This window comes from Streptomyces sp. NPDC089915 (genome assembly GCF_040684675.1).
Taxonomy (GTDB): Bacteria; Actinomycetota; Actinomycetes; order Streptomycetales; family Streptomycetaceae; genus Streptomyces.
In genome coordinates this window covers 20,014-45,774 of record NZ_JBFBGN010000040.1, presented here as the reverse complement: position 1 = coordinate 45,774, position 25,761 = coordinate 20,014, and the positions used below count along the sequence as shown (strand labels likewise).

The window sequence follows — 25,761 nt, the reverse complement described above, 5'->3', positions numbered from 1 at the left end:
GGCCGCTCGCGCGACGGCGCCGCACCCGGGCGGGGTCCGGGGCGGCGGCACCCCGCGCCCCCTCAGGCCACCGGCGAGCCGATCAGCATCGCCGGCCCCCCGGCCACCCGCGTGAGGAACACCGTCGCCGCATTCGGCCCCGACGGCTTCACCTTCCGCCGCAGTTCCTCCGGCTCGATCGCCGACCCCCGCTTCTTCACCGTCAGCACTCCCACCTCCCGCTCCCGCAGCAGCGCCTTCAGCTTCTTCAGCCCGAACGGCAGCACGTCCGTGATCTCGTAGGCCGTCGCGTACGGCGTCGCCCGCAGCTCGTCGGCCGTGATGTACGCGATCGTCGGGTCGATCAGCCGCCCGCCCAGGTCCCGCGCCACCTCCGCCACCAGGTGCGCCCGGATCACCGCCCCGTCCGGCTCGTACAGCCAGCGCCCCACCGGCCCCGCCTGCGGATCCGGCAGCGGCTCGGCGGTGTGCAGCCCGACCGGCCCCGGCAGCAGGGTGGCCCGTACCGTCCCGGGGGCGGTGCCGAACCACAGCACGGCCTCCTTCACGTCCCCGTGGTCCGAGATCCACTCCGCCTCGGCCTCCGCCGGCACCGCCTCGTGCGGGATCCCGGGCGCGATCTTGATGGCGGCGTACTTCGCGGCCCGCGCCGCCCCGACCGCCCACGACAGCGGCGGCGAGTACGACTCCGGGTCGAAGATCCGCCCGCGCCCGCCGCGCCGCGCCGGGTCGATGAAGACGGCCTCGTACGAGGAGACGTCGACGGTCGTCACGTCCGCCTCCCGGACCTCGATCAGGTCCGCCAGCCCCAGCGCCTCCGCGTTGGCCCGCGCCACGGCCACCGTCAGCGGGTCGAGGTCCACCGCCAGCACCCGGATCCCGCGCCGCGCCAGCGCCAGCGCGTCCCCGCCGATCCCGCAGCACAGGTCCGCGACGCTCCGTACGCCCAGGCCGGCGAGGCGTTCGGCCCGGTACGAGGCCACCGACGCCCGGGTGGCCATCTCGCCGCCGCCGGGGGTGAAGAACATCCGGAACGCGTCCTCGGCCCCGAACTTCGCCACCGCCCGCTGCCGCAGCCGGGCCTGCCCCAGCGCGGCCGACACCAGCGCGGCGGGGTGCTCGCGGCGCAGCCGGGTGGCCACGGCCAGCTCCTGGGCGGGGTCGTAGTCGCGGAGCGAGTCGAGGAGCGCGCGGCCCTCGGGGGTGAGGAGCGCGGAGAAGTCTTCGGGAGTCACGGCTCCATTGTCGGCCAGTCGGTGGAAGGGAGGGCTCCGGCCGTGGTGTCGACCGGGGAGCCGGGCCGTGTGGTGCAAGGATCCGCAGCTATGCAGCTAGTAGGACAAAAGGGAAATCCCACGCAGTTTGGTCACCGGTCCGCGGCACGCCCGCGCGGCCGGTACGGGGTGGCCGCGGCAGCGCTGCTGGTCGCCGCCCTGGGCACGGGGTGCGGAGCCGCGGACACGGCCGCTCCGGTCAAGGGCAAGCCGGACCGCCCCGCCGCCGAGGCCGGCTCCGGCGCGGCCGGCGCCCTCGCCAACTCCGCCGAGCAGCTCAAGGCCGCCCAGGCGGCCCGCGCCGTCATGGCGAAGAAGTGGGGGCTGGCCAAGACCCCGCTCATGGCCCCGGCCGGGCCCAAGACGAAGCCCGAGATCACCACCCGCGAGGGCTTCGAGGTCGAGGGCCAGGACGAGCTGCCCCCGGTCTTCACCACGGTCCCGACCGAGGACAAGGTGGTCTTCCTGACCGTCGACGACGGCGCGGAGAAGGACCCCGAGTTCATCCGGATGATGCAGGAGCTGAAGCTCCCGTACACGGCGTTCCTCAGCGACTACCTGGTACGGGACAACTACCCGTACTTCAAGGAGATGCAGGCCGCCGGAGTCACCCTGAACAACCACACCCTCAACCACCGCTACATGCCCGGCCTCAACTACGAGCAGCAGCACGAGGAGATCTGCGGGCAGCAGGACACGATCCAGAAGCAGTTCGGCAAGCGGCCCCAGCTCTTCCGGCCCCCGTACGGCAACTACAACCAGGACACCCTGCGCGCGGCGAAGTCCTGTGGAATCAAGGCGGTCCCCCTGTGGAACGCGGAGGCCTTCCCGAACCGGATGGACTACCGTGAATGGGACAGGGACCTGCACCCCGGGGACATCATCCTCACGCACTTCCGGGGTCGTGAGGACTGGAAGGGCACCATGCCTGACATGATCCGTCATGTCATGAAGACCGTCACGGACAAGGGGTATGCCGTGGCCCGCCTGGAGGATTACCTGTGAAGTACGCGCGTCGGCTGGTGGCCGGGACGCTGACGGCCGGCGCGCTCGCGCTGTCCCTGTCGGGATGCGGGAACAGCGTGGATCCCATCGAGCGGCTGGGCCGCAAGGCCGGACAGTCGGGGAGCCCGTCGGCCTCCCCGTCCGCCCGGACCTCCGCGGCCCCCTCCGCACAGGCAGGCACCCCGGGGGACGAGGCGTACCGCAAGTGGGGGCTGACCGCCCCGCTCCAGTACGCCCCGAAGCCCGCGCAGAAGCCCCAGCTCCCCAAGGCGGCGGGGCCGGGCAAGCCGGTGGTGGTGGACCGAATACCCGTGGCCCCGAACGACAAGGTCGTCTTCCTGACCTTCGACGACGGCGCGGAGAAGGACCCCGAGTTCCTGAAGATGGCGGCCGACCTGAAGCTGCCGATCAGCATGTTCCTGACGGACAACGTGGCGTCGTCGGACTACGGCTACTTCGAGAAGCTCCGCGACAACGGCTCGAACAGCACGGTGAACAACCACACGCTGACGCACCCCAACATGCGCACGCTGGCGTTCGCGGCGCAGAAGAAGGAGATATGCGGCCAGCAGGAGCGCCTGGAGAAGCGCTTCGGCAAGCGGCCCGTTCTCTTCCGCCCGCCGTTCGGCAACTACAACGACGACACCCTGAAGGCCGCCTCGGAGTGCGGCATCAACACGGTCGTGCTGTGGCGGGCGTCGATGCAGATAAACGACTTCCAGTACGCCGAGGGCTCGGCCCTGAAACCCGGCGACATCATCCTGGCCCACTTCCGCGGCCCGTCGGAACTCAAGGGCGCGACGGAGATCCACATGGTCACCCGGATGCTCCAGCACATACAGGAGCAGGGGTACAAGGTGGGACGGCTGGAGGACTACCTGTAGGGGCGCGGGGCGCGGGGCGGGGTGAGGGTCGGGACTTGACCTGGGCGGTCTCAGGGAGGGTTGGGGGTTTCCCGCCAGTCTCATCGTCCTTCCGCGTCGGGCCGGTCAGTCAAGAGCGCTCCTTCGTCGCGTCGCTTCGCGATGTCGCTGCGCTCCACTCTTGACAGCCCGTCCCGCCACGAAAAGCCGAAGACTGCCGGGAACCCCCCAAAGGAACGGGACGGACGTTCCTTGGACATGCGGCGGGATCGGCGATGAGTCGGGGTCGTCGGGACACGGCAGACCAGACATCGGGCTCCGACGACCGTAATCGGCGCCTGGGGCCGCCCCACGCATCAGATCGCTACGCGCTTCGCTCGTCTCAGCGTCCGACGGCCGTCCGGGGCCGCTACCCGCACGAAATGCCAATCAGGACGGCATCCGGGGCCGATAGGCGCGGCAGATCGCTACGCGCTGCCCAAGTCTCAGCGTCCGGCAGCCGTCTGGGGTTGCTACCTGCACCAAATGGCGAACAGGACCCCATCAGGCGCTGTCCGCACCGGAAGGTGGGAGAACTGGGCTCTTCAGCCAGCGAGTTGAACGGGCTGCTCGGAAGTCATGGGCGGCAGTGGCTGCCAGGTGGCGGGGACGTCGCGCATGACCAGGGCGCAGTCCAGGGTGGCGGTTCCCGGGGGGAAGTGGTTCGGGTCGTCGAAGAACGACGAGGTGGCGGAGACGGCGCGGCCGGCTTCCACGTGCCAGGCGTCGGTGCTCAGCCGCATGCCCTCCAGGTGGTGGCCGGTGCTGGTGGGGGAGAGGCCCTTCGATCCCTGCTGGAAGAAGCGGGAGGCCTCGGCGAGGTCGGCGAAGAGCTCGCTGCCCCGGAGCTCGTCGGACAGTTCGACGGTCACGTCGACCTGGGTGTCGCCGTCGTGCGTCGCCAGTGCGACGCGCATCCGGTCGGGCGTCTCGTCCACCTCGAAGTCCGCGCGGCCGTGTTCGCCGGGGAAGAGACGGCCGCCGGCCCAGGCGTTGAGCCGGGAGGCGGTGTCGCGCCGGGGGATGTAGACGCCGGTCTCCACGCCGTCCGGTCCGTCCCATTCGACGGCGATGCGATGGGCCACGTTCTCGCTGCGCATGCCGACGGCGGCGGGGGCCCAGGTGGGCCGGACGCCGCCCAGGCGGAGCAGGCAGATGCCCGCGACGGCGTAGCCGTTCACCAACTGCGGGCGCAGCGGCTCGGGCAGCAGACGCGCCGCCGTTTCCGGGGCGACCCGGTAGTTCACCAGGAGGCGCCGTTCGATGACGCTGGACATGGCCGGCTGCTTCATGATCCCTCGCTCTGCGCCCCGGGGCGCCATTTGGTGTGGCGGAGCACGATCTGTTCAGGGCATACGGCGCTGAGGAACCGGCCGACGGAGGTGGCCAGACGGTCCTCGGCGAGCGCGTAGAGGATCCGGTTCCCCTCCCGTCGCTCGGTCACCAGCCCGGCACCCTTGAGCACGCCGAGGTGGCGCGAGATGGAGGGCGCGCTGATCGAGAACCTGGCCGCGATCTCCCCGGCGGCGAGCTCGCCGCCCCTGAGGTCTTCAAGGATCTGCCGCCTCGTCGGGTCGGCGAGGGCGCGGAAGGCCCCCGCCTCGTCCTGAGCTTCCGTCATGCTCGCAACTTAGCTCATTAGCTAAACAGCTAACAAGGCCTGGGCATCGTCGAGTTGCCGGGGGCTGGGGGCCGGGTGCCTCTGGTCGGTGGCGTGTACCTCGCCCCGGGCATGCCCGCCGAAGAGCTCGACCGACTCCTCGCGACCGATCCGTACGTCCTCGCGGGTGTCGCCACGCACAGCGTCGTGGAGTTCACCCCGCTGCTGGTCGCGGCCGGCTTGGAGGGCCTCAAGGCCTGATCGCCGAGTTCAGCCGTGCAGGGTGCGGAGCATGACGGCGTACAGAGGGCTGTCGGGGAAGGGCTGCTGGGTAGCCGACGGGTTCGCCCTGCTCATAGCCAATGACGCAGGTGAAGCCGGGGTTGCCGCCCCAGTGGTCGACGAACCACGGGAAGCGCTGGACGAAAGGGTCGTCCTTCTGGTCCGCGTAGACCTCGGCGTGCACGTCGATGAGGGTCTGGCGTATGGCCTTGGCCGTGGAGTGGTCATGGTGCACGAGTTCGAGCGTCATGCGGGGCTCCTCAGCTGGTTCCAGGTGCGGGTATCGCGATCTCAGCGCAGTCAAATCACGCAAAACAGGCGGGAGTTCAAGGGTTAGTCTGCCCGCATGACGATTCGCGCTGTGGTCTTCGACGTCGGCGAGTGCCTGGTGGACGAGACGCGGGAGTACGGGACGTGGGCCGACTGGCTCGGCGTGCCGCGCCACACCTTCGCCGCCTTGTTCGGTGCCGTCATCGCGCAGGGGCGCGACTACCGCGAAACGTTCCAGGCCTTCAGGCCCGGGTTCGACCTGTACGAGCAGCGCGAGGCGCGTGCCGCAGCCGGGCAGCCCGAGCACTTCGACGAGGGTGACCTGTACCCGGACGTGCGTCCCGCGCTGGCACGACTTCGGACCGATGGGCTGTGGCTGGGCATCGCCGGCAACCAGACCGTCCGTGCCGGCGGGATCCTCCGGAACCTGTTCTCCTCGGACGTGGACCTGATCGGCACGTCGGACGACTGGGGGGCCAGCAAGCCCGACCCCGAGTTCTTCGTCCGCGTCGCGAAGGCCGTGCCCTTCGCGCCGGAGGAGATCCTCTACGTCGGCGACCGGGTCGACAACGACCTGCGCCCCGCCGTCGCCGCGGGCATGCACAGCGCCCTGATCCGGCGGGGCCCCTGGGCCACCATCCAGTGGGAGACGACCGAGGCAGTGGAGCTGCCGACCTTCCGGGTCGGCAGTCTCCTCGATCTCCCCGGCCAGATCGCCGAGTTCAACGGGTCAGCGCACTGAGGAGCGCGGCCCAGCCGTAAAGCCGGTCGGCGAGGTCACGTACGCACTCGCTGTGCTGCCACCTCGCCAACGTCCCCCCGCCTATGACCAGCCCCAGACGGCCGCCGGACGCCGGAATATGGGCAGCGCGTAGCGATCTGCTGCGCCCACCGGTCCCGGATGCCGATCTCGTTGGCTTTTGGGGCGGGTAGCAACCCCCGACGGCCGTCGGACGCTGAGAAATGAGGAGCGCGTAGCGATCTGGTGCGTGGGCTGGCCCCAGGCTCCGATTGCGGTCGTCGGGGGCCGGGTGTGTGGTCTGCCGTGTCCCGACGACCCCGACTCGGCGCTGATACGGGCGCATGTCCAAGGAACGTCCGTCCCGTTCCTTTGGGGGGTTCCCGGCAGTCTTCGGCATTTCGTGGCGGGTCGGGCTGTCAAGAGTGGAGCGCAGCGAAATCGCGTAGCGACGCGACGAAGGAGCGCTCTTGACTGACCGGCCCGACGCGGAAGGACGATGAGACTGGCGGGAAACCCCCAACCCTCCCTGAGAACGGTCGGCCCAGGTCCCGCCCTCACCCGCCCCCGCCGCACCGTGCCACCCCCGCCCCACCCACACCCCCGGGCGGCGGGTGGGCAGCCACCGCCCGGCGCCCGGCCCCTCGCGGGGGTGATGGCGGGCCCGCACCGAGCCCCGTACGCCCTCCCACGGGGGGCCCGCCGAGCCCCGTAGCCGTAGCCGTACCCCTACCGCACCCCCGCCCCCACCACCGGGGTGATCGTCGTCTCCGCCGGGCCTCTCGCGTCCGCCTCGCGTTGGCGTTCCGCGCTGTCGCTGATGCGGAGCAGGAGGGCGATCATGATCCAGTTGGCCAGGAGGGACGAGCCGCCCTTCGCCAGGAAGGGCAGGGCCTTGCCGGTCAGGGGGATCAGGCCCGTGACGCCGCCCGCGACCACGAAGACCTGGAGCGCCAGCGCCGACGCGAGGCCCACCGCCAGCAGCTTGCCGAACGGGTCCCGCGCGGCCAGCGCCATCCGCAGGCCCCGCTGCGCGAGGAGCGCGTACAGCAGCAGTACGGCCATGACCCCCGCCAGGCCGAGCTCCTCGCCCACCGTCGTCAGGATGAAGTCGCTGCGCCCCGCGAACTTGATCAGCTCGGGGTGGCCCATCCCCAGGCCCGTCCCCGAGACGCCGCCCGTGCCGAAGCTGAACAGGGCCTGCGCCGACTGGTCGGAGGTGACACCCGGCGGGCGGTTCTCCCAGTAGTAGGACAGCGGGTTGAGCCAGGCCGCCACGCGCGCCTTGACGTGCGGCTCGGTCGAGCCGACCACGAAGGCGCCGCCCGCCGCCATGACCAGGCCGCAGACGATCCAGCTGGTGCGCTCGGTGGCCACGTACAGCATCACCACGAACACACCGAAGAAGATCAGCGAGGTGCCCAGGTCGCGCTCGAAGACCAGCACGAGCAGCGAGATGATCCACACCGTGATGATCGGCCCGAGCTGGCGCATCGGCGGCAGCCGCATGCCCAGGAACTTCCGGCCGGTCAGTGCCAGCGAGTCGCGGTGGATGACCAGGTAGCCCGCGAAGAAGATCGCGATCATGATCTTCACGAACTCGCCGGGCTGGAGCGAGAACCCGAACAGGATGATCCAGCGCTTCGCGCCGTAGGTGTCCGCCCCGAAGAACGCCGGCGCGATCAGCAGCACCAGCGCGACGGCCATCGTGATGTAGATGAACCGCTGGAGCAGCCGGTGGTCCCGCAGCAGCGCCACCACGAGCAGGCAGGCGGCGACCCCGACCACCGTCCACATCAGCTGGCCGGGCGCGTTCGCGTCGGAGTTGTAGCGCTCGATGTACCCCTGGTCGAGCCGGTGGATGAGCACCAGCCCCAGCCCCGTGAGCAGCATGGCGAGCGGGAAGATCAGCGGGTCCGCGTACGCCGCGAAGCGGCGGATGCCCAGGTGTCCCACCAGGGAGAGCAGGGTCATGCTGAGCACGAAGCTGGTGAGGTGCTGCGGCAGCTCGCCGTTCATGGCCAGGCCCGCGCTCACGTGTCCGAAGACGGCGATGCCGACGACGAACACCAGCAGGAGCGCTTCGGTGCGGCGGCGGGCCCCGGCCGTCGTCAGCGGTCTCAGTCCACGCACGGGACGCCGCCGCCGTCGATGGTGTCGGGCTCCGGCTCGGGCTCCGCCCGCGGCCCTGACGGCGGAGGGGCCGAGGGTGATGAGGGTGATGAGGGGAGGGAGGAAGGAGACGCGGCGCCCGGTGCACTCGGGGTCGCAGTGGCGGTCTGGGGACCGATCTGCTCGGCAATGAGGCGCTTTATCTTCATATCATCTACGACGTTGATGTCCTCCCCATGGTTCCTTGCGAAGCCCTCGATGGGGAGTGTCGAAAATTGCACTTTGCCGCCGGACAGGTTCTTCGCCTGCTTCACGAACGACAGCAGATCCCACCCCGCGTCCGTCACGACGTCCTGTTTCGCCGTGTCGATCAGCTTGATCAGCTTGAGCGGATCGGTGAAGGTCCCCGCCGAATCCAGCTTCTGCGTGGCCCCCGCCAGGAAGGCCTGCTGCCGCTTGGTCCGGTCCAGGTCGCCCCCGTCCAGACCGTGCCGCTGGCGTACGAACGCCAGTGACTGCCGCCCGTTCAGCGTCTGCCGGCCCGCCGGGAAGTCCGCCCCCGAGTACCGGTCCTTCACCGGCTTCTTCAGGCACACCGGGACGCCGCCCAGCGCGTCCGCGAGGTGGTAGAAGCCGGCCAGGTTCAGTTCGGCGAAATGATCGACCGGGACGCCCAGGAAGTTCCGCACCGTTTCGATCTGCGCCTTGCGCCCGGCCTCGCGCCCCTCCCGTTCGAGCTGCCGCCGGTCCTTCACCCCCTGCGCGGAGAGCCGTTCCTCCTCGGCCGACTTCGCCAGCCCGTACGCCTTCTTGATCTTGTCCTTGCCGCCCCCGGCGGCCCCCGCCAGCGGGACGAAGTCGTCCCGGGGTATCGAGAAGGCCTTGGCCCGCCCGCCGTCACCCGGCACGTGCAGCAGGATCATGGTGTTGGCGTTGTAGCCCCCGATGTCGGAGCTCCCCGCGTGCAGCTGGTCCAGCACCGCCTCCGGCAGCGGGTCGCCGTTCTGGTCGCGGCGGCTGTCCAGGCCGATGAGCAGGACGTTCACATCGCCGTGCGCCGACTTCTGCGCCCCGTCCAAGGCCTTCGAGCTGCCGATGCTCGACGCCAGTTCCCGGTAGACGTACCAGACGGTGCCGGCGGCCAGCAGCGCCAGCGCGCACGCCGTGACCAGCAGCGTGCGGCCGAGGCCGCGCGGGGAGCGTCCGCGCGGGGAGCCGCCGCCGGGGCGGGCTCCGCGGGGGCCGCGCCTGTGGTGACCGGTGCCGGGTTTCCTCCGTCGCGCGCTCATGCCGGTCGATCCTGGCGCAGGGGCGCTGAAGGAAACCTGAGAGCGGCGCCTCAGCCGCCCCCCGACGGGATCCGCAGCTCCAGCAGCGCGCCGCCGCCCGGCGCGTCCAGCGCGCGTACGCCGCCGCCGTGCGCCCGTGCGATCTCGCGGGCGATCGCCAGGCCCAGCCCGGTGCCGCCGCTGGCCCGGCCCCGGTCCGCGTCGAGCCGGACGAACCGCTCGAAGACCCGGTCCCGGTCCGCCTCCGGGATCCCCGGACCGTCGTCCGCCACCTCCAGGACCGCCCACCCGTCCCGCGCGGCGGCCCGCACCACGACCCCGCCCCGCGCGTACCGCAGGGCGTTGTCCACCAGGTTGGCCAGGGCCCGCTCCAGCCGGGCCGCGTCCCCGTGCGCCGGGACCGGATCCGGCGCCTCCACCCGCAGCGGCACCCGGGGCGCGGGCCGGCGCGCCGCGTCCTCCGCCGCCAGCAGGGCCAGGTCCACCGGCTCGGGGCGCGGCGCGGGCCCGCCGTCGAGGCGGGCCAGGAGCAGCAGGTCGGCGGCGATCCGCTGGAGCCGCTCGGTGTCGGCCAGCGCCGCGGCCACCGAGGCCCGGTCGGGCCGCTCCATCGCCAGGGCCACCTCCAGCCGGGAGCGGACGGCGGCCAGCGGGTTGCGCAGCTCGTGCGAGGCGTCGGCGGTGAACTGCCGCTGGCGGGCGTCGGAGCGCTCCAGCCGGTCGAGGGTGTCGTTGACGGTCCGCGCCAGCTGGGCGATCTCGTCGGCGCCGCCCGGGTCGGGGACGCGGCGGTCCAGCTCGCTCGCGGTGACCGAGGCCAGCCCGGAGCGGATCGCGGTGACGGGGCGCAGCGCGTGCCCGGTGGCCCACCAGGCGAGGGCCGCCGCGAAGGCGATCATCGGGGGCGCCCCGCCGAGCAGCCCGGCCGCGACGGCGCGGGTGGCGTCGTCGACGTCGCCGAGGACGGTCATCGCGTACACGGTGTGCGGGGCGGCCGGGTCGTGCGCCCCGGGCGGCCCGGGGGCCCCGACCGCCACGACCACGCGCCGCTGCGCGCCGGGGTGCGCGGGTGCCAGGACGGCCGACCGGGAGTCCTGTCCGGGCCCGGGGCGCAGCCCGTCGAGGCGGGGGATGTCCCGGGGCTCGCCGCCGGCGGCGGTGCTCGCGACGGTCCGGCCCCGCGCGTCCTGTACGAGGACCAGGTCGACCCCGTTCTCCGGTGCGGGCAGCCGGCCGCCGGGCGGGAGGGTCCGGGTGTCGACCTGGGCGGCGACCTTCCGGGCGGCGAGCTCGGTGCGGCCGGTGGTGTTGTCGAGGAGGTTGCCGCGCATGAGGGTGTACAGCCACAGTCCGCCGGTGGCGAGGACGGCGGCCATCGCGAGCGCGGCGGCGAGCGCGGTCCGGGCGCGCAGGCTGCTAACCAAGGCCGGTCACCGTCAGCCGCCGTCGGGGGCCATGCGGTAGCCCGTGCCGTGGACGGTGAGGATGGAGCGGCGGCCGAAGGGGGCGTCGATCTTCTTGCGCAGGGAGGAGACGTAGACCTCGACGATGTTGGGGTCGATGCCGTGCGGGGAGTCCCAGACCTCGTCGAGGATGTCCTGCTTGGCGACGGCCCGGCCGGGGCGTTCCATCAGGCAGGCGAGGACGCCGAGCTCGCGGGCGGTGAGCTCGATGTCCTGCTCGCCGCGGCGGCAGCGGCGGTCGTGCGGGTCGAGGACGAGGTCCCCGGCGCGGAGCACGGCGGGCGCGGGCCCGGGGCCGGCGGCGCGGCGGGCGAGGGCGCGCAGGCGGGCGCCGAGCACGACGAAGGAGAAGGGCTTGGTGAGGTAGTCGTCGGCCCCGGCGTCGAGGCCCTCGGCCTCGTCGTACTCGCCGTCCTTGGCGGTGAGGACCAGGACGGGGGTGGGGTCGCCGTGGGCGCGCATACGGGCGCAGATCTCGGCGCCGCCGGGGCCGGGGAGCATGAGGTCCAGCAGGACGACGTCGTACGGACCGCCGGTGAGCGCGAGTTCCAGCCCGCGGTGCCCGTCGTGGGCGACCTCGACGCGGTGGCCCTCGGCGGACAGGCCCTGCCGGAGGGACTCGGCCAGGTTCTCTTCGTCTTCGACGACCAGGATGCGCACCCGCCCAGCCTCACACACCGGGCGCCGGACCCCGTGGGGCAGGGTTTGGGCCAAACGGGGCGACCCGCGGCCGGAATACGTGGATCCGGTGGAGCGTGTTGGCACTCCGCTTGACCGAGTGCTAATCGCCGGAATAGTGTCACACCTGGCACTCGCCACCGGTGAGTGCCAACACAGCGACAGGCTGGTCCGGCACCCGCGACGACGGATCGACCTGGTCGCCACTCCAGACAGTTAACCCCGGATCTCCGAAGGGGGAGGTCGGATCGTGACGACCGCCAGCTCCAAGGTTGCCATCAAGCCGCTTGAGGACCGCATCGTGGTCCAGCCGCTCGACGCCGAGCAGACCACGGCCTCCGGCCTGGTCATCCCGGACACCGCGAAGGAGAAGCCCCAGGAGGGCGTCGTCCTCGCGGTCGGCCCGGGCCGCTTCGAGGACGGCCAGCGTCTCCCGCTGGACGTCTCCGTCGGCGACGTCGTGCTGTACAGCAAGTACGGCGGCACCGAAGTGAAGTACAGCGGCGAGGAGTACCTCGTCCTCTCGGCCCGCGACGTGCTCGCGATCGTCGAGAAGTAATCACTTCTCACGCTTTGCTTTGAACTGCGCCCCTGGTCACCCCGCTGATTGCCGGGCGGCGAGGGGCGCGGTTCGTTAAACCCGAGTTTTCGAGAGGGCTGAACCGCTTCCATGGCGAAGATCCTGAAGTTCGACGAGGACGCCCGTCGCGCCCTCGAGCGCGGCGTCAACAAGCTTGCCGACACGGTCAAGGTGACGATCGGCCCCAAGGGCCGCAACGTCGTCATCGACAAGAAGTTCGGCGCCCCCACCATCACCAACGACGGTGTCACCATCGCCCGCGAGGTCGAGCTGGACGACCCGTACGAGAACCTCGGCGCGCAGCTGGTGAAGGAGGTGGCGACCAAGACCAACGACATCGCGGGTGACGGCACCACCACCGCCACCGTGCTGGCCCAGGCGCTCGTCCGCGAGGGTCTGCGCAACGTCGCCGCCGGTGCCTCCCCGGCCGCCCTGAAGAAGGGCATCGACGCCGCGGTCAAGGCCGTGTCCGAGGAGCTCCTCGCGACCGCCCGCCCGATCGAGGACAAGTCCGACATCGCCGCCGTGGCCGCGCTCTCCGCGCAGGACTCGCAGGTCGGCGAGCTCATCGCCGAGGCGATGGACAAGGTCGGCAAGGACGGTGTCATCACCGTCGAGGAGTCCAACGCCTTCGGCCTGGAGCTGGAGTTCACCGAGGGCATGGCCTTCGACAAGGGCTACCTCTCCCCGTACATGGTGACCGACCAGGAGCGTATGGAGGCCGTCCTCGACGACCCGTACATCCTGATCAACCAGGGCAAGATCTCCTCCATCCAGGACCTCCTGCCCCTGCTGGAGAAGGTCATCCAGGCCGGCGGCTCCCGCCCGCTGCTGATCATCGCCGAGGACGTCGAGGGCGAGGCGCTCTCCACCCTCGTCGTCAACAAGATCCGCGGCACCTTCAACGCGGTCGCCGTCAAGGCCCCGGGCTTCGGCGACCGTCGCAAGGCGATGCTCCAGGACATGGCCACCCTCACCGGTGCCACCGTCATCGCCGAGGAGGTCGGCCTCAAGCTCGACCAGGCCGGTCTGGACGTCCTCGGTTCCGCGCGCCGCGTGACCATCTCCAAGGACGACACGACCATCGTCGACGGTGGCGGCAACGCCGCTGACGTCGCGGGCCGCGTCAACCAGATCAAGGCCGAGATCGAGTCCACGGACTCCGACTGGGACCGCGAGAAGCTGCAGGAGCGCCTGGCGAAGCTCGCCGGCGGCGTCTGCGTCATCAAGGTCGGCGCCGCCACCGAGGTGGAGCTCAAGGAGAAGAAGCACCGCCTCGAGGACGCCATCTCGGCGACCCGCGCCGCGGTCGAGGAGGGCATCGTCTCCGGCGGTGGCTCCGCGCTCGTCCACGCCGTCAAGGTCCTGGAGGGCAACCTCGGCCTGACCGGCGACGAGGGCACGGGCGTGTCGGTCGTCCGCCGCGCCGCCGTCGAGCCGCTGCGCTGGATCGCCGAGAACGCCGGCCTCGAGGGCTACGTCATCACCTCGAAGGTGGCGGAGCTGGAGAAGGGCAACGGCTTCAACGCCGCCTCCGGCGAGTACGGCGACCTGGTCAAGGCCGGCGTCATCGACCCGGTCAAGGTCACCCGCTCCGCGCTGGAGAACGCCGCCTCCATCGCCTCCCTGCTGCTCACGACCGAGACCCTGGTCGTCGAGAAGCCGGCCGAGGAAGAGGCCGACGCCGGCCACGGCCACGGTCACGGCCACAGCCACTGAGGCTGAAGCCTGAGCACCAGCTCCACGAGAAGGCCCTGGTCACCGCTGCTTCGCGGGGGTGACCAGGGCCTCTTGCGTGGGATTACGCGGGCATCACGCCCAACTGCCGCATCAGCCCGGGAGCGTCGTAGTACCACCAGTCTTCCGCGATCTGGCCGTTCTCGATCCGGAAGGTCGCACAGCCCGACATGCCGACCTCCTTGCCGGTCGGCGCCACCCCCATGAACTCGCCCTTGTGGGTGCCCCTCCAGTCCCACAGCGTGGTCACGCAGTCCCCTTCGGCGATCTGGCCCGTCTTCTCGAAGCCGAAGTCGAACGCCTCCCGCCACATGCCGATGGTCCGCCGCAGACCGTCCCGGCCGTTGCCGCGGCCCTCCGTGTCCATCATGTCGTGAGTGACGTAGTCGAGCGCGATGCACTCCTCGATGACCTCGAACTTGCCCAGTGCCGCGATCTCGTCGAAGAACCGGTTCGCGACCAGCTTGTTGAGGTACTCGTCCCGGACGACGTCCAGGTTCATGAACTTCGGCATCCCCTCGCAGAGGGCGACCATCTCCTGGAACATCCGGTCGGTCTCGGGGAGGTGAGAGTTCTTCATCGCCTCCTCGTACGAGGGGAATTCGACGAGGTCCACGTAGTGCGTCCGGGAGTCGCGGTCCTGGCCGATCATGGTGTGGGTGACCGTGCGCCTGCCGCTGGTCTGTTCCGCGTAGCGGTCGATGAGGGCGTTCATCTCGTCGAACCGCTTGGTCTCGTAATCGATTACCTGTACGAATGTCATCGCGTCGCCTCCCGCAGTGGATGAGACACGTCCATTTTAGGGAGATTTCACCCTTTCGGCCGCTTTATTGGGGCCCGTACTTGCGCCCGGTGCGGGAGGACACCCCGCCGAGCAGCCCGCGCGGCGTCAGCTTCACCACGCCCATCAGCGCCTTGTACCGCGGGTCCGGGATCGACACCGTCTTCCCGCGCGCCAGGTCGGCCAGCGCGGCCGCCACCAGCTTGTCGGCGTCCAGCCACAGCCAGCCCGGGATGTTGTCGGTGCCCATCCCGGCCCGCTGGTGGAACTCCGTCCGCACGAAGCCCGGGCACAGCGCCATCATCCGCACCCCGGACCCGGCCAGGTCCCGGGCCGCGCCCTGGGTGAACTGGACGACCCAGGCCTTGCTGGCGCCGTAGGTGCCGCGCGGGACGAAGGCGGCGACCGAGGCCACGTTGACGACCCCGCCGCGGCCGCGCGAGCGCATCGACTCCGTCGCCGCCGAGGTCAGTCGCAGCACCGCCTCGATGTGCACCTTCAGCATCGTCAGCTCGTCGGCCATGGAGACCTCGAGGTAGCGGCCCTTGTTGCCGAAGCCGGCGTTGTTGACCAGCAGGTCCACCGGGTGGGTGCGGTCGGCGAGGCGGGTCTCGACCGACGCGATGCCCTCCTCCGTGGCGAGGTCGGCGGCCAGCACCTCGGCCTCGATGCCGTGCCGGTCGTGCAGCTCGGTGGCCTGCTCGGCCAGCCGCTTCGTGTCCCGGGCCACCAGGACGAGGTTGTGGCCCTGGGCGGCGAGCCGCCGGGCGAAGGCGGCGCCGATGCCCGCCGTGGATCCAGTGATCAACGCAGTCGTCATGTGCGCAAAATAGCCGCCCCCGCCCGCTCCCGTACCCCCTGAGGGCCCCGTTCTCAAAGTCGGGGCTGGACACGACCGGCGAGGCAAAAGCCGGGCTTATGCTCGAAGGGTGATTGAGGCACGCCACCTGCGGATCCTGCGCGCTGTCGCCGGGACCGGTTCCTTCTCCGCCGCCGCCCGCGAACTCGGCTGCACCCAGCCCGCCGTCTCCCAGCAGATGAAGGCCCTGGAGCAGTCGGCCGGCACCCCGCTGCTGGTCCGCACGGGCCGCGAGATGCGGCTGACGCAGGCGGGGGAGGCCCTCGTGCGCCACGCCGCCGGGATCCTGGCCGGGCTGACCGCCGCCGAGGAGGAGGTCGCGGCCATCGCCGGGCTGCGCGCGGGCCGGGTGCGGCTGGTCTCCTTCCCCAGCGGCAGTTCCACGCTGGTGCCGACCGCGCTCGCGGCGATGCGCGCCGAGCACCCCGGCACCCGTATCTCCCTGGTGGAGGCGGAGCCGCCGCGCTCGGTGGAGATGCTGCGAGAGGGGGACTGCGACCTGGCGCTGGCCTTCCGCTACGCCGGGGCGTCGGCGGCGGCCGAGTGGGAGGACCTCGTGGTCACCCCGCTGCTGACCGACCGGCTCGTCGGGCTGGTCCCCGACGGGCACCGGCTGGCCGGGGCCGGGCGCGTGGGCATGGCGGAACTGGCCGGCGAGCCCTGGATCGCGGGCTGCCCGCGCTGCCGCCGCCACCTGGTGGAGGTGTGCGAGGGGGCGGGCTTCACCCCGCGCATCGACTTCGCCACCGACGACTACCCCGCCGTGGTGGGGCTGGTCGGGGCCGGGCTGGGTGTGGCGGTGCTGCCGGAGCTCGCGGTGGAGTCCGTACGGGCGAAGGGCGTGAGCACCCTGGCGGTGGAGCCGGCGGTGGAGCGGGAGGTCGTGGCGCTGACGCTGCCCGACCTGGCCCGCGTGCCGGCGGTGGCGGCGACCCTGGGAGAGCTGGTGCGGGCCGCCGCCCGCTGACGCCGGGGGTGGCGCGGCCGGTTCGGGTCAGTGCGGCGCGATGGGGCCGATCGTGCTGGAGGCGGGGATCAGGCGGTGCCGAGCGCGGCCCATCAGCTCCTCGCGTTCGTCCTCGGTGAGGCCGCCCCACACCCCGTAGGGCTCGCGGACGGCGAGTGCGTGCGCGGCGCATTCCGAGCGCACCGGGCAGCGCATGCAGACCTCTTTAGCCGAGGCCTCGCGCGCACTCCTGGCCGCGCCCCGCTCGCCCTCCGGGTGGAAGAAGAGGGAGCTGTCGACCCCTCGGCAGGCTGCCAGCAGCTGCCAGTCCCAGAGATCGGCGTTCGGTCCGGGGAGGCGGGAGAAATCTGCCATTGGTAGTCCTCTTGGTGCCGGTACTGAGGCGGATACGGTCCATGTCTCCACACCTACTGTCGTAGTAGATGTAAATATGACTCATTGGGAATCTAGCCTCAGACACATGCCAAACGGAAGGAAAGCCGCCAAATAGGGCATAGCTCCAGATGGAGGACGCGCCGAGGGTGGCTCCGGCGTCGTGATCGCTTCCTCACGTAGAGTGCCGAAGGTGTCCGTCCGACCCGTAACTCTTTCGAGTGACCGTCGTTGAGAGAGCGAGTGCGGTTGAAACGACATGTTCCCGGACAGGTGTCCGAGAGCATCGACCGCACAGGTGACGATACGTACCAGCCTGGAGGCTCAAGGTGACGCGCATCAGCAGCTGCGGAGGGCGGTCATGACTTCCGTCCTCGTCTGCGACGACTCCCCGCTTGCCCGAGAGGCGCTCCGTCGCGCGGTTGCCACCGTGCCCGGCGTCGAGCGTGTGACGACGGCTGCCAACGGCGAGGAAGTCCTCCGCCGCTGGGGTGCCGACCGGTCCGACCTGATTCTGATGGACGTGCGGATGCCCGGGCTCGGCGGTGTCGAGACCGTCCGCCGGCTCCTGTCCGCCGACCCGGGGGCCCGCATCATCATGCTGACGGTCGCCGAGGACCTCGACGGGGTGGCCCTCGCGGTCGCCGCCGGCGCCCGCGGCTACCTGCACAAGGACGCCTCGCGCGCCGAACTGCGGGCCACGGTCACCCAGGCCCTCGCCGACCCGACCTGGAGGCTGGCCCCGCGCCGGCTGCGCTCGGCCGAGATGGGCGCCGCGCCCACCCTCACCGCGCGCGAGATCCAGGTGCTGGAGGGCATGAGCCACGGCCGGTCCAACGCGGAGATCGGGCGCGAGCTCTTCCTCTCCGAGGACACGGTCAAGACGCACGCCCGCAGGCTCTTCAAGAAGCTCGGCGCCTCGGACCGGGCCCACGCCGTGGCGCTCGGCTTCCGCTGGGGTCTCGTCCGCTGACCGCGGGAGCGGCGTCCGGCTTTCCGGAGCGGTCCCGTCCGCCGATGGCGGGCGGGGCGGCAGGCCGCCTCCTGGAGACGGGACGCGAAAGTCCCGTCCCAACCGGTGTCCCGTCGGGGATTGACGGGGCACAATCCGGGGGACGTGTCGCTTCGGGCGCGATGCCGCATCCTTGATGGTGTGCCGCATTCTTGGAGAGGTCGAGTCCTCGGGGACGACGATTCGGGCCGAGCGGAGGGGAGGGCGCAGAAGATGGGTTCCGGCGCACCCGCTCATAACGCTTCGACGCACAACACGGACCGCGATGCCACGAACGCTCCGGCGCCAAGGCACCATGGATTGATGCGCGACGACGAGGCCCTGGGGTCAGCCCCGGCCACAGGCCCCACCGGCGCCGCCAAAGGCGGCAACGCCGGGGCCGTCAGCGCGCTCGTACGCCGGGCGGTCGACGGTGACGAGCAGGCCACGCACGACCTGCTGGCCTTCGTGCACCCCCTGGCCATCCGCTACTGCCGCACCCGGCTGTCGCGGCTGCCGGGTGATGCCCGCCACTTCGTCGAGGACCTCGCGCAGGAGGTGTGCGTCGCCGTCCTGATGGCGCTGCCGCGCTACCGGGACACCGGGCGCCCCTTCGAGGCCTTCGTCTTCGCCATCGCCGCGCACAAGGTCGCCGACCTCCAGCGGGCCGCCATGCGGCATCCGGGGAGCACCGCCGTCCCGTCCGACGAGATGCCGGAGCGGCCGGACGACTCCCTCGGCCCCGAGGAGCGGGCGCTGCTCAGCAGCGACGCGGCCTGGGCCAAGAAGCTGCTGGCCAATCTGCCGGAGAACCAGCGCGAGCTGCTCGTCCTGCGGGTGGCCGTCGGGCTGACCGCCGAGGAGACCGGCCAGATGCTCGGGATGTCCCCAGGCGCGGTGCGGGTCGCGCAGCACCGTGCGCTGAGCAGGCTGCGCGCGCTCGCGGAGCAGTGACCCGCGTTTTCCTCGTAGGAAGTTACGAAACTTCTGGTTGACCTTGGTCGTGGAATGAGACGCCTCGGGATCCCGTTAGCATGGACATCCGCGCTGAGCAAGACCATTTGGGAAGGTGTCATGACCGCCGACGGAGTACCCGACAAATTCGCCGCGCTCGGACTGACCTACGACGACGTGCTGCTGCTGCCGGGCGCGTCGGACATGGCGCCGGACGCGATCGACACCTCCTCGCTCATCTCGCGCAACGTCCGAGTGAACGTCCCGCTGCTGTCCGCGGCCATGGACAAGGTCACCGAGTCCCGGATGGCCATCGCGATGGCCCGCCAGGGCGGCGTCGGCGTGCTGCACCGCAACCTCTCCATCGCCGACCAGGCCAACCAGGTCGACCTGGTCAAGCGCTCCGAGTCCGGCATGGTCACCGACCCGATCACGGTGCACCCGGACGCGACGCTGCGCGAGGCCGACGAGCTCTGCGCGAAGTTCCGCATCTCCGGCGTCCCGGTCACCGACCCGGCGGGCAAGCTCCTCGGCATCGTGACCAACCGCGACATGGCCTTCGAGTCGGACCGCAGCCGCCAGGTGCGCGAGGTCATGACCCCGATGCCGCTGGTCACGGGCAAGGTCGGCATCTCCGGCGTGGACGCCATGGAGCTGCTGCGCCGCCACAAGATCGAGAAGCTCCCGCTGGTCGACGAGGCGGGCCTCCTCAAGGGCCTCATCACGGTCAAGGACTTCGTCAAGGCCGAGAAGTACCCGAACGCCGCCAAGGACAAGGACGGCCGCCTGCTGGTCGGCGCCGCCGTCGGCGTCGCCGGTGACGCGTACGAGCGCGCCCAGGCCCTGATCGAGGCGGGCGCCGACTTCATCGTCGTCGACACCGCGCACGGCCACTCCCGCCTGGTCGGCGACATGGTCGCCAAGATCAAGTCGAACACCTCCGTCGATGTCATCGGCGGCAACGTCGCGACCCGCGACGGCGCCCAGGCCCTGATCGACTCGGGCGTCGACGGCATCAAGGTCGGCGTCGGCCCCGGCTCCATCTGCACCACCCGCGTCGTCGCCGGCATCGGCGTCCCGCAGGTCACCGCGATCTACGAGGCCTCGCTGGCCGCCAAGGCCGCGGGCGTCCCCGTCATCGGCGACGGCGGCCTCCAGTACTCCGGCGACATCGCCAAGGCCCTCGTCGCGGGCGCCGACACGGTGATGCTCGGCTCGCTGCTCGCGGGCTGCGAGGAGTCCCCGGGCGAGCTGCTCTTCATCAACGGCAAGCAGTTCAAGTCCTACCGCGGCATGGGCTCGCTGGGCGCGATGCAGTCCCGGGGCGACCGCAAGTCGTTCTCCAAGGACCGCTACTTCCAGGAGGGCGTCGGCGGTGACGACAAGCTGATCCCCGAGGGCATCGAGGGCCAGGTCCCCTACCGCGGCCCGCTGTCCGCCGTGGTCCACCAGCTCGTCGGCGGCCTGCGCCAGTCGATGTTCTACGTCGGCGGCCGCACGGTGCCGGAGCTCCAGGAGCGCGGCCGGTTCGTCCGGATCACCTCGGCGGGCCTCAAGGAGAGCCACCCGCACGACATCCAGATGACGGTCGAGGCGCCGAACTACTCCCGCAAGGGCTGAACACGATGACCGCCCGGAGGGGCGGGCCCACCCGGGCCCGCCCCTCCGGCGCGTCCGCGGACGCGCGCGCGTGCGTCCGTACAGCGGTCACCGGAACGCGGGTCCCCGGGGTTCGGGGATACTGGACGGGCAGACCCAGAGGAAAGGCCACCACACGTGACTGAGATCGAGATCGGGCGCGGCAAGCGCGGCCGCCGGGCGTACGCCTTCGACGACATCGCCATCGTCCCGAGCCGGCGTACGCGGGACCCGAAGGAGGTCTCGATCGCCTGGCAGATCGACGCGTACCGCTTCGAGCTCCCCTTCCTGGCCGCCCCCATGGACTCCGTGGTCTCCCCGCAGACCGCCATCCGGATCGGCGAGCTCGGCGGCCTCGGCGTGCTGAACCTCGAGGGCCTGTGGACCCGCCACGAGGACCCGCAGCCGCTGCTCGACGAGATCACCGAGCTGGACGAGGAGGCCGCCACCCGCCGCCTCCAGGAGATCTACGCCGCGCCGATCCAGGCCGACCTCATCGGCCGGCGGATCAAGGAGGTGCGCGACTCGGGCGTCGTCACGGCCGCCGCGCTCTCCCCGCAGCGCACCGCGCAGTTCTCCAAGGCCGTCGTGGACGCGGGCGTCGACATCTTCGTCATCCGCGGCACCACCGTCTCGGCCGAGCACGTCTCGGGCGCGGCCGAGCCGCTGAACCTCAAGCAGTTCATCTACGAGCTCGACGTCCCGGTCATCGTCGGCGGCTGCGCCACCTACACGGCGGCCCTGCACCTGATGCGCACCGGCGCGGCGGGTGTCCTCGTCGGCTTCGGCGGCGGCGCCGCGCACACCACGCGCAACGTGCTGGGCATCCAGGTCCCGATGGCCACGGCCGTCGCGGACGTGGCCGCGGCGCGCCGCGACTACATGGACGAGTCCGGCGGCCGCTACGTGCACGTCATCGCCGACGGCGGCGTGGGCTGGTCCGGCGACCTGCCCAAGGCCATCGCCTGCGGTGCGGACGCCGTGATGATGGGCTCCCCGCTGGCCCGTGCCACCGACGCGCCCGGCAAGGGCCACCACTGGGGCATGGAGGCCGTCCACGAGGACGTGCCGCGCGGCAAGAAGGTCAACCTCGGCACGGTCGGCACGACCGAGGAGATCCTCACCGGCCCGTCGCACACCCCGGACGGCTCGATGAACCTCTTCGGCGCCCTGCGCCGCTCGATGGCCACGACCGGCTACAGCGAGCTCAAGGAGTTCCAGCGGGTCGAGGTCACGGTCGCGGACTCCCAGCACCGCCGCTGACCCGTCTTCCGTACGTACGCCGGAGGGCCGGCACCCCGCTCGGGGTGCCGGCCCTCCGGCGTGCGCGGGGTCCGGCTCGGAGGCGCCGGCTCAGAGGCCGGCCTTCTTGGCGGAGCCGAAGCCGACGAAGGCGCCGATGCCGAGGAAGACGAAGGACATGAGGTCCAGGCTCTCCTTCCAGATGTCCAGCACGCCGGAGACGCCGGCCTTGTCGAGGACGTCGAGGACGCCGACGTTCGCGTACTTGGCCATCGCGAGCACGATGAAGAACATCTGGCCGAGGAAGACGCCGCCGACCGAGAGCAGGGCGGCGACCCCGGGCAGGACGGGGTTGCGGCCGCCGAGCTTTCCGGCGGCGAGGCCCACGATCAGGCCGACGCCGGCGGCGGCGTAGCCGATCTCGCGGTCGATCGCGTTCATGATGCCGCCGTACGCGGCCGCCGCGACGAGCGCCGCCACGACACCGGCCGCGATGCCCAGGCCGATGTTGCCGCCGCGGGCCGGCGCCGGGGCGGGCGCCTCGGTGTAGGACGAGGGCGCGGGCGGCTGGTAGTTCTGGCTCATGCGGGAAATCCCCCCCAGGGATTCGGGCACACGTCTGCCCAGGGGCATAAGTGCGAGATAAGTGACGCCGCAGGCTAGCAGGGGACTGCGACATTCCTGGAGGGGATTTCGGTCGGATGATCGAACCGGAATCGGCCCGTGACCAGCGGTGGGGCAGGTCAGAGGCGGTGGGCCGCGCCGGCGGGGCTGGCGCCGCGGGTGTCCAGGAGGAGCTGGGCCTTCACCGCCAGGCCCTGCATGTCGTAGGTGCGGTGGTGCTGGAGCAGGATCGTCAGGTCGGCGTTGGCGGCGGCCTCGTAGAGGGAGTCGGCGCGCGGGACGGGCTGGTCGCGGACCCGCCAGCCCGGGATGTACGGGTCGTGGTAGCTGATCATGGCGCCGAGGTCGAGGAGCCGGCTGGCGATCTCGCGGGCGGGGGAGCCCTCCTGGTCGGCGAGGTCGGGCTTGTAGGTGACGCCGAGGAGCAGGACGCGGGCGCCGCGGGCGGATTTGCCGTGCTCGTTCAGCAGGGTGGCGCAGCGCTGGATGACGTACTGCGGCATCCGGTCGTTGATCTCCTGCGCCAGACCGACCATGCGCAGGGGGTGGCCGGGGGTGCGGGTGGTGTGGGGGAGGTAGTTGGGGTCGAGGGGGACGCCGTGGCCGCCCACGCCGGGGCCGGGGCGGAAGGCCTGGAACCCGTACGGCTTGGTCTCGGCGCACCGGATGACGTCCCACAGGTCGACGCCGAGGTCGTGGCAGAGGACCGCCATCTCGTTCATGAGGGCGATGTTCACGTGCCGGTAGTTGGTCTCCAGCAGCTGTACGGTCTCGGCCTCGCGCAGGCCGCGGGCGCGGACGACCTTCTCGGTGAGGCGGGCGTAGAAGGCGTGCGCGGACTCGGTGCAGGCCGGGGTGAGGCCGCCGATGACCTTGGGGGTGTTGGCGATGGTGTGGGTCCGGTTGCCGGGGTCGAGGCGGCTGGGGGAGTAGGCCAGGTGGAAGTCGCGTCCGGCGCGCAGGCCGGAGCCCTGTTCCAGGATGGGCCGCAGGTAGTCCTCGGTGACCCCGGGGTGGGCGGCGGACTCCAGGATCACGGTGGTGTGCGGGCGCAGCCGGGCGGCGAGGGTGCGGCCGGCGGCGCCGACGGCGGCGAGGTCGAGGGCCCGGTCGGCGCCGAGCCGGGTGGGGGCGCAGATGACGGCGGTGCGGACCCGGCCGAGCTCGGCGGGGTTGGTGGTGACGCGGAAGCCGGCCGCCGACATCCGGCGGATCTCGGCGGCGGTGAGGGGGCTGTCCGTGGCGGGGCCGCTGTCGTAGCCGACGGTCTGGATCCCGGCGGCGACGGCCGCCTGGGCGAGGGGGAGGCCGAGGTGGCCGAGTCCGATGACGGCGAGGTCTGCGGGCATGGGGGGCCGTCCCTTCCCTTCCCTGGCATGCATGAGGGGGTGGTGCGCGCAAGTCCTGTGGACGAATGGAGCTGGCGCAATGTCAGACTAGGCGTATATATGACAGATATGTCGCATTCTGGGGCCGTGGTCATCCCTGTGTTGTCCACAGCCGGTGGCTGATGTCGGCGCGGCCGGTCAGAATCGGAAAACGGGAGATGTGAGCGGGATCACCCGCATCGAGCGGGTTCGGCCCGCACCAACGGGAGGCAGCCGTGAGGACAGCGACACTGGGGCCCGCGCAGCGCGCGGAGGCCCTCGCCGGAATGGCCGAGCGGGAACTGGACGTGCTGGTCGTCGGCGCGGGGGTGGTCGGCGCGGGCACCGCGCTCGACGCGGTGACCAGAGGCCTGTCGACCGGGCTGGTGGAGGCGCGCGACTGGGCGTCGGGGACGTCGAGCCGCTCCAGCAAGCTCATCCACGGCGGCCTGCGCTACCTGGAGATGCTCGACTTCGCCCTCGTCCGCGAGGCCCTCAAGGAGCGCGGGCTGCTGCTGGAGCGGCTCGCCCCGCACCTGGTGAAGCCGGTGCCGTTCCTGTACCCGCTCCAGCACAAGGTCTGGGAGCGGTTCTACGCGGGCTCGGGCGTGGCGCTGTACGACGCGATGTCGGTCTCCAGCGGGCACGGCCGCGGCCTGCCCACCCACCGGCACCTCTCGCGCCGGCGGGCGCTGCGGATCGCCCCGGCGCTGCGCAAGGACGCCCTGGTGGGCGCCCTGCAGTACTACGACGCCCAGATGGACGACGCGCGCTACGTGACCACGCTGGTCCGGACGGCCGCCGCGTACGGGGCGCACTGCGCCAACCGGGCGAGGGTGATCGGCTTCCTCCGCGAGGGCGAACGGGTGGTCGGGGCCCGCGTGCGGGACGTGGAGGGCGGCGGGGAGTACGAGATCCGCGCCAAGCAGGTGGTCAACGCGACGGGGGTGTGGACGGACGACACCCAGGCGCTGATCGGGGAGCGCGGACAGTTCCACGTCCGGGCCTCCAAGGGCATCCACCTCGTGGTCCCCAAGGACCGGATCCACTCGAACAGCGGACTGATCCTGAGGACGGAGAAGTCGGTGCTGTTCGTGATCCCGTGGGGGCGGCACTGGATCGTGGGCACCACCGACACCGACTGGGACCTGGACAAGGCGCACCCGGCGGCCTCCAGCGCCGACATCGACTACCTGCTGGAGCACGTGAACTCCGTCCTGGCGGTGCCGCTGACCCGGGACGACGTCCAGGGGGTCTACGCGGGCCTGCGGCCGCTGCTGGCGGGGGAGTCGGACGCCACGAGCAAGCTCTCCCGCGAGCACACGGTGGCCCATCCGGTGCCGGGGCTGGTGGTGGTGGCCGGCGGCAAGTACACGACGTACCGGGTCATGGCGAAGGACGCCGTCGACGAGGCGGTGCACGGGCTGGACCAGCGGGTGGCCCAGTGCGTCACGGAGGACGTGCCGCTGGTCGGCGCGGAGGGCTACCGGGCCCTGTGGAACGGCCGGGCCCGCATGGCCGCGCGGACCGGGCTGCACGTGGTGCGTGTGGAGCACCTGCTGAACCGCTACGGATCCCTGACGGAGGAGCTGGTCGCCCTGATCGCCGCCGACCCGGGGCTGGGCGAGCCGTTGACCGGGGCCGAGGACTACCTGCGGGCGGAGGTCGTCTACGCCGCCTCGCACGAGGGGGCCCGTCACCTGGACGACGTACTGACCCGGCGGACCCGGATCTCGATCGAGACCTTCGACCGGGGTACGCGTTCGGCGCGCGAGTGTGCGGAATTGATGGCTCCGGTGCTGGGGTGGAACAAGCAGCAGATCGAGAACGAGGTGGAGCACTACGAGAAGCGGGTGCAGGCGGAGCGCGAATCGCAGCGCCAGCCGGACGACCAGACCGCCGACGCGGCACGGCTGGGGGCGCCCGACATCGTGCCGTTCTGACTCCGTGATCCGCCGGGGGGAACCGCTGGACCCGGGGCTTCCGTCCGATGCGGAGTGAGCAACAATGAGGTTTCTGCCGGGGTGGGTTACCT

25 protein-coding genes are annotated in these 25,761 nt (G+C 71.4%); 12 read left to right on the top strand and 13 right to left on the bottom strand.

The window, feature by feature from the left end:
• Nucleotides 1–62: 62 nt before the first annotated feature.
• The gene (locus tag AB0O29_RS15165; RefSeq protein ID WP_365151681.1) at nt 63–1,253 is read right to left on the bottom strand and encodes a methyltransferase domain-containing protein; all 1,191 of its coding nucleotides are present in this window, start codon (nt 1,251–1,253) and stop codon (nt 63–65) included.
• 150 nt (nt 1,254–1,403) lie between these two features.
• Between AB0O29_RS15165 and AB0O29_RS15160 the strand changes: the two genes are divergently transcribed.
• Both AB0O29_RS15160 and AB0O29_RS15155 read left to right on the top strand, forming a co-directional pair.
• Nucleotides 1,404–2,279: a polysaccharide deacetylase family protein gene (locus AB0O29_RS15160; RefSeq protein ID WP_365151661.1), complete on the top strand. Its 876-nt coding sequence runs from the start codon at nt 1,404–1,406 to the stop codon at nt 2,277–2,279.
• Nucleotides 2,276–3,163: a polysaccharide deacetylase family protein gene (locus tag AB0O29_RS15155; RefSeq protein ID WP_365151659.1), complete on the top strand. Its 888-nt coding sequence runs from the start codon at nt 2,276–2,278 to the stop codon at nt 3,161–3,163. Before AB0O29_RS15160 ends, AB0O29_RS15155 begins: the two co-directional genes overlap by 4 nt.
• Nucleotides 3,164–3,726: 563 nt before the next feature.
• On the opposite strand, the gene AB0O29_RS15150 is transcribed toward AB0O29_RS15155, so the two are convergent.
• Nucleotides 3,727–4,473 carry a DUF2071 domain-containing protein gene (locus AB0O29_RS15150; protein ID WP_365151657.1) on the bottom strand — a complete coding sequence of 249 codons (747 nt, stop codon included), beginning with the start codon at nt 4,471–4,473 and terminating at the stop codon, nt 3,727–3,729.
• Entirely contained in the window at nt 4,470–4,802 is a 333-nt protein-coding gene (locus AB0O29_RS15145) for a metalloregulator ArsR/SmtB family transcription factor (protein WP_365151655.1), read from the bottom strand. The genes AB0O29_RS15150 and AB0O29_RS15145 overlap by 4 nt, the downstream gene beginning before the upstream one ends.
• 93 nt (nt 4,803–4,895) lie before the next feature.
• Here AB0O29_RS15145 and AB0O29_RS15140 point away from each other — a divergent pair, with 93 nt between their 5' ends.
• A complete protein-coding gene (locus AB0O29_RS15140) occupies nt 4,896–5,042 on the top strand; it encodes a hypothetical protein (protein ID WP_365151653.1) in 147 nt (48 codons plus the stop codon).
• On the opposite strand, the gene AB0O29_RS15135 is transcribed toward AB0O29_RS15140, so the two are convergent.
• On the bottom strand, nt 5,032–5,313 hold the full coding sequence (locus AB0O29_RS15135) for a hypothetical protein (RefSeq protein WP_365151651.1): 282 nt from the start codon (nt 5,311–5,313) through the stop codon (nt 5,032–5,034). The two genes, AB0O29_RS15140 and AB0O29_RS15135, sit on opposite strands and share 11 nt — an antisense overlap.
• Nucleotides 5,314–5,409: 96 nt before the next feature.
• Here AB0O29_RS15135 and AB0O29_RS15130 point away from each other — a divergent pair, with 96 nt between their 5' ends.
• On the top strand, nt 5,410–6,075 hold the full coding sequence (locus AB0O29_RS15130) for an HAD family hydrolase (protein WP_365151649.1): 666 nt from the start codon (nt 5,410–5,412) through the stop codon (nt 6,073–6,075).
• A gap of 726 nt (nt 6,076–6,801) precedes the next feature.
• Here AB0O29_RS15130 and AB0O29_RS15125 read toward each other — a convergent pair.
• The 4 genes from AB0O29_RS15125 to AB0O29_RS15110 are packed head-to-tail and all read right to left on the bottom strand — an operon-like array spanning nt 6,802 to nt 11,596.
• Nucleotides 6,802–8,205 (bottom strand): FtsW/RodA/SpoVE family cell cycle protein, encoded by a 1,404-nt coding sequence (locus AB0O29_RS15125; protein ID WP_365151647.1) that lies wholly within the window; start codon nt 8,203–8,205, stop codon nt 6,802–6,804.
• Nucleotides 8,193–9,473, bottom strand: a complete 1,281-nt coding sequence (locus AB0O29_RS15120; RefSeq protein ID WP_365151645.1) for an LCP family protein — start codon at nt 9,471–9,473, stop codon at nt 8,193–8,195. The genes AB0O29_RS15125 and AB0O29_RS15120 overlap by 13 nt, the downstream gene beginning before the upstream one ends.
• A gap of 50 nt (nt 9,474–9,523) precedes the next feature.
• Nucleotides 9,524–10,897 carry a HAMP domain-containing sensor histidine kinase gene (locus AB0O29_RS15115; RefSeq protein WP_365151643.1) on the bottom strand — a complete coding sequence of 458 codons (1,374 nt, stop codon included), beginning with the start codon at nt 10,895–10,897 and terminating at the stop codon, nt 9,524–9,526.
• Nucleotides 10,898–10,909: 12 nt separating this feature from the next.
• Nucleotides 10,910–11,596: a response regulator transcription factor gene (locus tag AB0O29_RS15110; protein ID WP_365151641.1), complete on the bottom strand. Its 687-nt coding sequence runs from the start codon at nt 11,594–11,596 to the stop codon at nt 10,910–10,912.
• 268 nt (nt 11,597–11,864) lie between these two features.
• Here AB0O29_RS15110 and groES point away from each other — a divergent pair, with 268 nt between their 5' ends.
• Both groES and groL read left to right on the top strand, forming a co-directional pair.
• Nucleotides 11,865–12,173, top strand: coding sequence for a co-chaperone GroES (groES, locus tag AB0O29_RS15105; protein ID WP_266934835.1), 309 nt, complete (start codon nt 11,865–11,867; stop codon nt 12,171–12,173).
• A gap of 111 nt (nt 12,174–12,284) precedes the next feature.
• A complete protein-coding gene (groL, locus tag AB0O29_RS15100; RefSeq protein WP_365151638.1) occupies nt 12,285–13,913 on the top strand; it encodes a chaperonin GroEL in 1,629 nt (542 codons plus the stop codon).
• Between the two features lie 82 nt (nt 13,914–13,995).
• Here the strand turns inward: groL and AB0O29_RS15095 are convergent, their stop codons facing one another.
• Together AB0O29_RS15095 and AB0O29_RS15090 are read right to left on the bottom strand one after the other, a co-directional pair.
• Complete coding sequence (locus AB0O29_RS15095; RefSeq protein ID WP_365151636.1) at nt 13,996–14,694, bottom strand: ester cyclase; 699 nt, start codon at nt 14,692–14,694, stop codon at nt 13,996–13,998.
• Nucleotides 14,695–14,758: 64 nt separating this feature from the next.
• Nucleotides 14,759–15,532: an SDR family oxidoreductase gene (locus AB0O29_RS15090; RefSeq protein ID WP_365151634.1), complete on the bottom strand. Its 774-nt coding sequence runs from the start codon at nt 15,530–15,532 to the stop codon at nt 14,759–14,761.
• A gap of 109 nt (nt 15,533–15,641) precedes the next feature.
• Between AB0O29_RS15090 and AB0O29_RS15085 the strand changes: the two genes are divergently transcribed.
• Nucleotides 15,642–16,538: a LysR family transcriptional regulator gene (locus AB0O29_RS15085; RefSeq protein ID WP_365151632.1), complete on the top strand. Its 897-nt coding sequence runs from the start codon at nt 15,642–15,644 to the stop codon at nt 16,536–16,538.
• Between the two features lie 27 nt (nt 16,539–16,565).
• Here AB0O29_RS15085 and AB0O29_RS15080 read toward each other — a convergent pair whose 3' ends face one another.
• Nucleotides 16,566–16,892: a WhiB family transcriptional regulator gene (locus AB0O29_RS15080; protein WP_030230767.1), complete on the bottom strand. Its 327-nt coding sequence runs from the start codon at nt 16,890–16,892 to the stop codon at nt 16,566–16,568.
• A gap of 379 nt (nt 16,893–17,271) precedes the next feature.
• Here AB0O29_RS15080 and AB0O29_RS15075 point away from each other — a divergent pair, with 379 nt between their 5' ends.
• The 4 genes from AB0O29_RS15075 to AB0O29_RS15060 all read left to right on the top strand — a co-directional run bounded on the left by AB0O29_RS15075 (nt 17,272) and on the right by AB0O29_RS15060 (nt 21,756).
• Nucleotides 17,272–17,883: a response regulator transcription factor gene (locus AB0O29_RS15075; RefSeq protein WP_003948568.1), complete on the top strand. Its 612-nt coding sequence runs from the start codon at nt 17,272–17,274 to the stop codon at nt 17,881–17,883.
• Between the two features lie 342 nt (nt 17,884–18,225).
• A complete protein-coding gene (locus tag AB0O29_RS15070; protein WP_365151630.1) occupies nt 18,226–18,855 on the top strand; it encodes a sigma-70 family RNA polymerase sigma factor in 630 nt (209 codons plus the stop codon).
• 120 nt (nt 18,856–18,975) lie between these two features.
• A complete protein-coding gene (gene guaB / locus AB0O29_RS15065; protein WP_365151628.1) occupies nt 18,976–20,475 on the top strand; it encodes an IMP dehydrogenase in 1,500 nt (499 codons plus the stop codon).
• A 156-nt stretch (nt 20,476–20,631) separates the two neighbouring features.
• Complete coding sequence (locus AB0O29_RS15060) at nt 20,632–21,756, top strand: GuaB3 family IMP dehydrogenase-related protein (protein ID WP_365151626.1); 1,125 nt, start codon at nt 20,632–20,634, stop codon at nt 21,754–21,756.
• Between the two features lie 90 nt (nt 21,757–21,846).
• Here the strand turns inward: AB0O29_RS15060 and AB0O29_RS15055 are convergent, their stop codons facing one another.
• Together AB0O29_RS15055 and AB0O29_RS15050 are read right to left on the bottom strand one after the other, a co-directional pair.
• Nucleotides 21,847–22,320, bottom strand: coding sequence for a hypothetical protein (locus AB0O29_RS15055; protein ID WP_365151624.1), 474 nt, complete (start codon nt 22,318–22,320; stop codon nt 21,847–21,849).
• A 158-nt stretch (nt 22,321–22,478) separates the two neighbouring features.
• A complete protein-coding gene (locus AB0O29_RS15050) occupies nt 22,479–23,708 on the bottom strand; it encodes a nucleotide sugar dehydrogenase (protein ID WP_365151622.1) in 1,230 nt (409 codons plus the stop codon).
• A 254-nt stretch (nt 23,709–23,962) separates the two neighbouring features.
• Between AB0O29_RS15050 and AB0O29_RS15045 the strand changes: the two genes are divergently transcribed.
• The gene (locus AB0O29_RS15045; RefSeq protein ID WP_365151620.1) at nt 23,963–25,669 is read left to right on the top strand and encodes a glycerol-3-phosphate dehydrogenase/oxidase; all 1,707 of its coding nucleotides are present in this window, start codon (nt 23,963–23,965) and stop codon (nt 25,667–25,669) included.
• Nucleotides 25,670–25,761: the final 92 nt, after the last annotated feature.

Coding starts and splice junctions, on each gene's coding strand:
- AB0O29_RS15135 (WP_365151651.1), bottom strand. CDS start 5,313: ATGACGCTCGAACTCGTGCACCATGACCACTCCACGGCCAAGGCCATA.
- AB0O29_RS15050 (WP_365151622.1), bottom strand. CDS start 23,708: ATGCCCGCAGACCTCGCCGTCATCGGACTCGGCCACCTCGGCCTCCCC.
- AB0O29_RS15095 (WP_365151636.1), bottom strand. CDS start 14,694: ATGACATTCGTACAGGTAATCGATTACGAGACCAAGCGGTTCGACGAG.
- AB0O29_RS15090 (WP_365151634.1), bottom strand. CDS start 15,532: ATGACGACTGCGTTGATCACTGGATCCACGGCGGGCATCGGCGCCGCC.
- AB0O29_RS15070 (WP_365151630.1), top strand. CDS start 18,226: ATGCGCGACGACGAGGCCCTGGGGTCAGCCCCGGCCACAGGCCCCACC.
- AB0O29_RS15120 (WP_365151645.1), bottom strand. CDS start 9,473: ATGAGCGCGCGACGGAGGAAACCCGGCACCGGTCACCACAGGCGCGGC.
- AB0O29_RS15150 (WP_365151657.1), bottom strand. CDS start 4,473: ATGAAGCAGCCGGCCATGTCCAGCGTCATCGAACGGCGCCTCCTGGTG.
- groL (WP_365151638.1), top strand. CDS start 12,285: ATGGCGAAGATCCTGAAGTTCGACGAGGACGCCCGTCGCGCCCTCGAG.
- AB0O29_RS15080 (WP_030230767.1), bottom strand. CDS start 16,892: ATGGCAGATTTCTCCCGCCTCCCCGGACCGAACGCCGATCTCTGGGAC.
- AB0O29_RS15130 (WP_365151649.1), top strand. CDS start 5,410: ATGACGATTCGCGCTGTGGTCTTCGACGTCGGCGAGTGCCTGGTGGAC.
- guaB (WP_365151628.1), top strand. CDS start 18,976: ATGACCGCCGACGGAGTACCCGACAAATTCGCCGCGCTCGGACTGACC.
- AB0O29_RS15075 (WP_003948568.1), top strand. CDS start 17,272: ATGACTTCCGTCCTCGTCTGCGACGACTCCCCGCTTGCCCGAGAGGCG.
- AB0O29_RS15145 (WP_365151655.1), bottom strand. CDS start 4,802: ATGACGGAAGCTCAGGACGAGGCGGGGGCCTTCCGCGCCCTCGCCGAC.
- AB0O29_RS15055 (WP_365151624.1), bottom strand. CDS start 22,320: ATGAGCCAGAACTACCAGCCGCCCGCGCCCTCGTCCTACACCGAGGCG.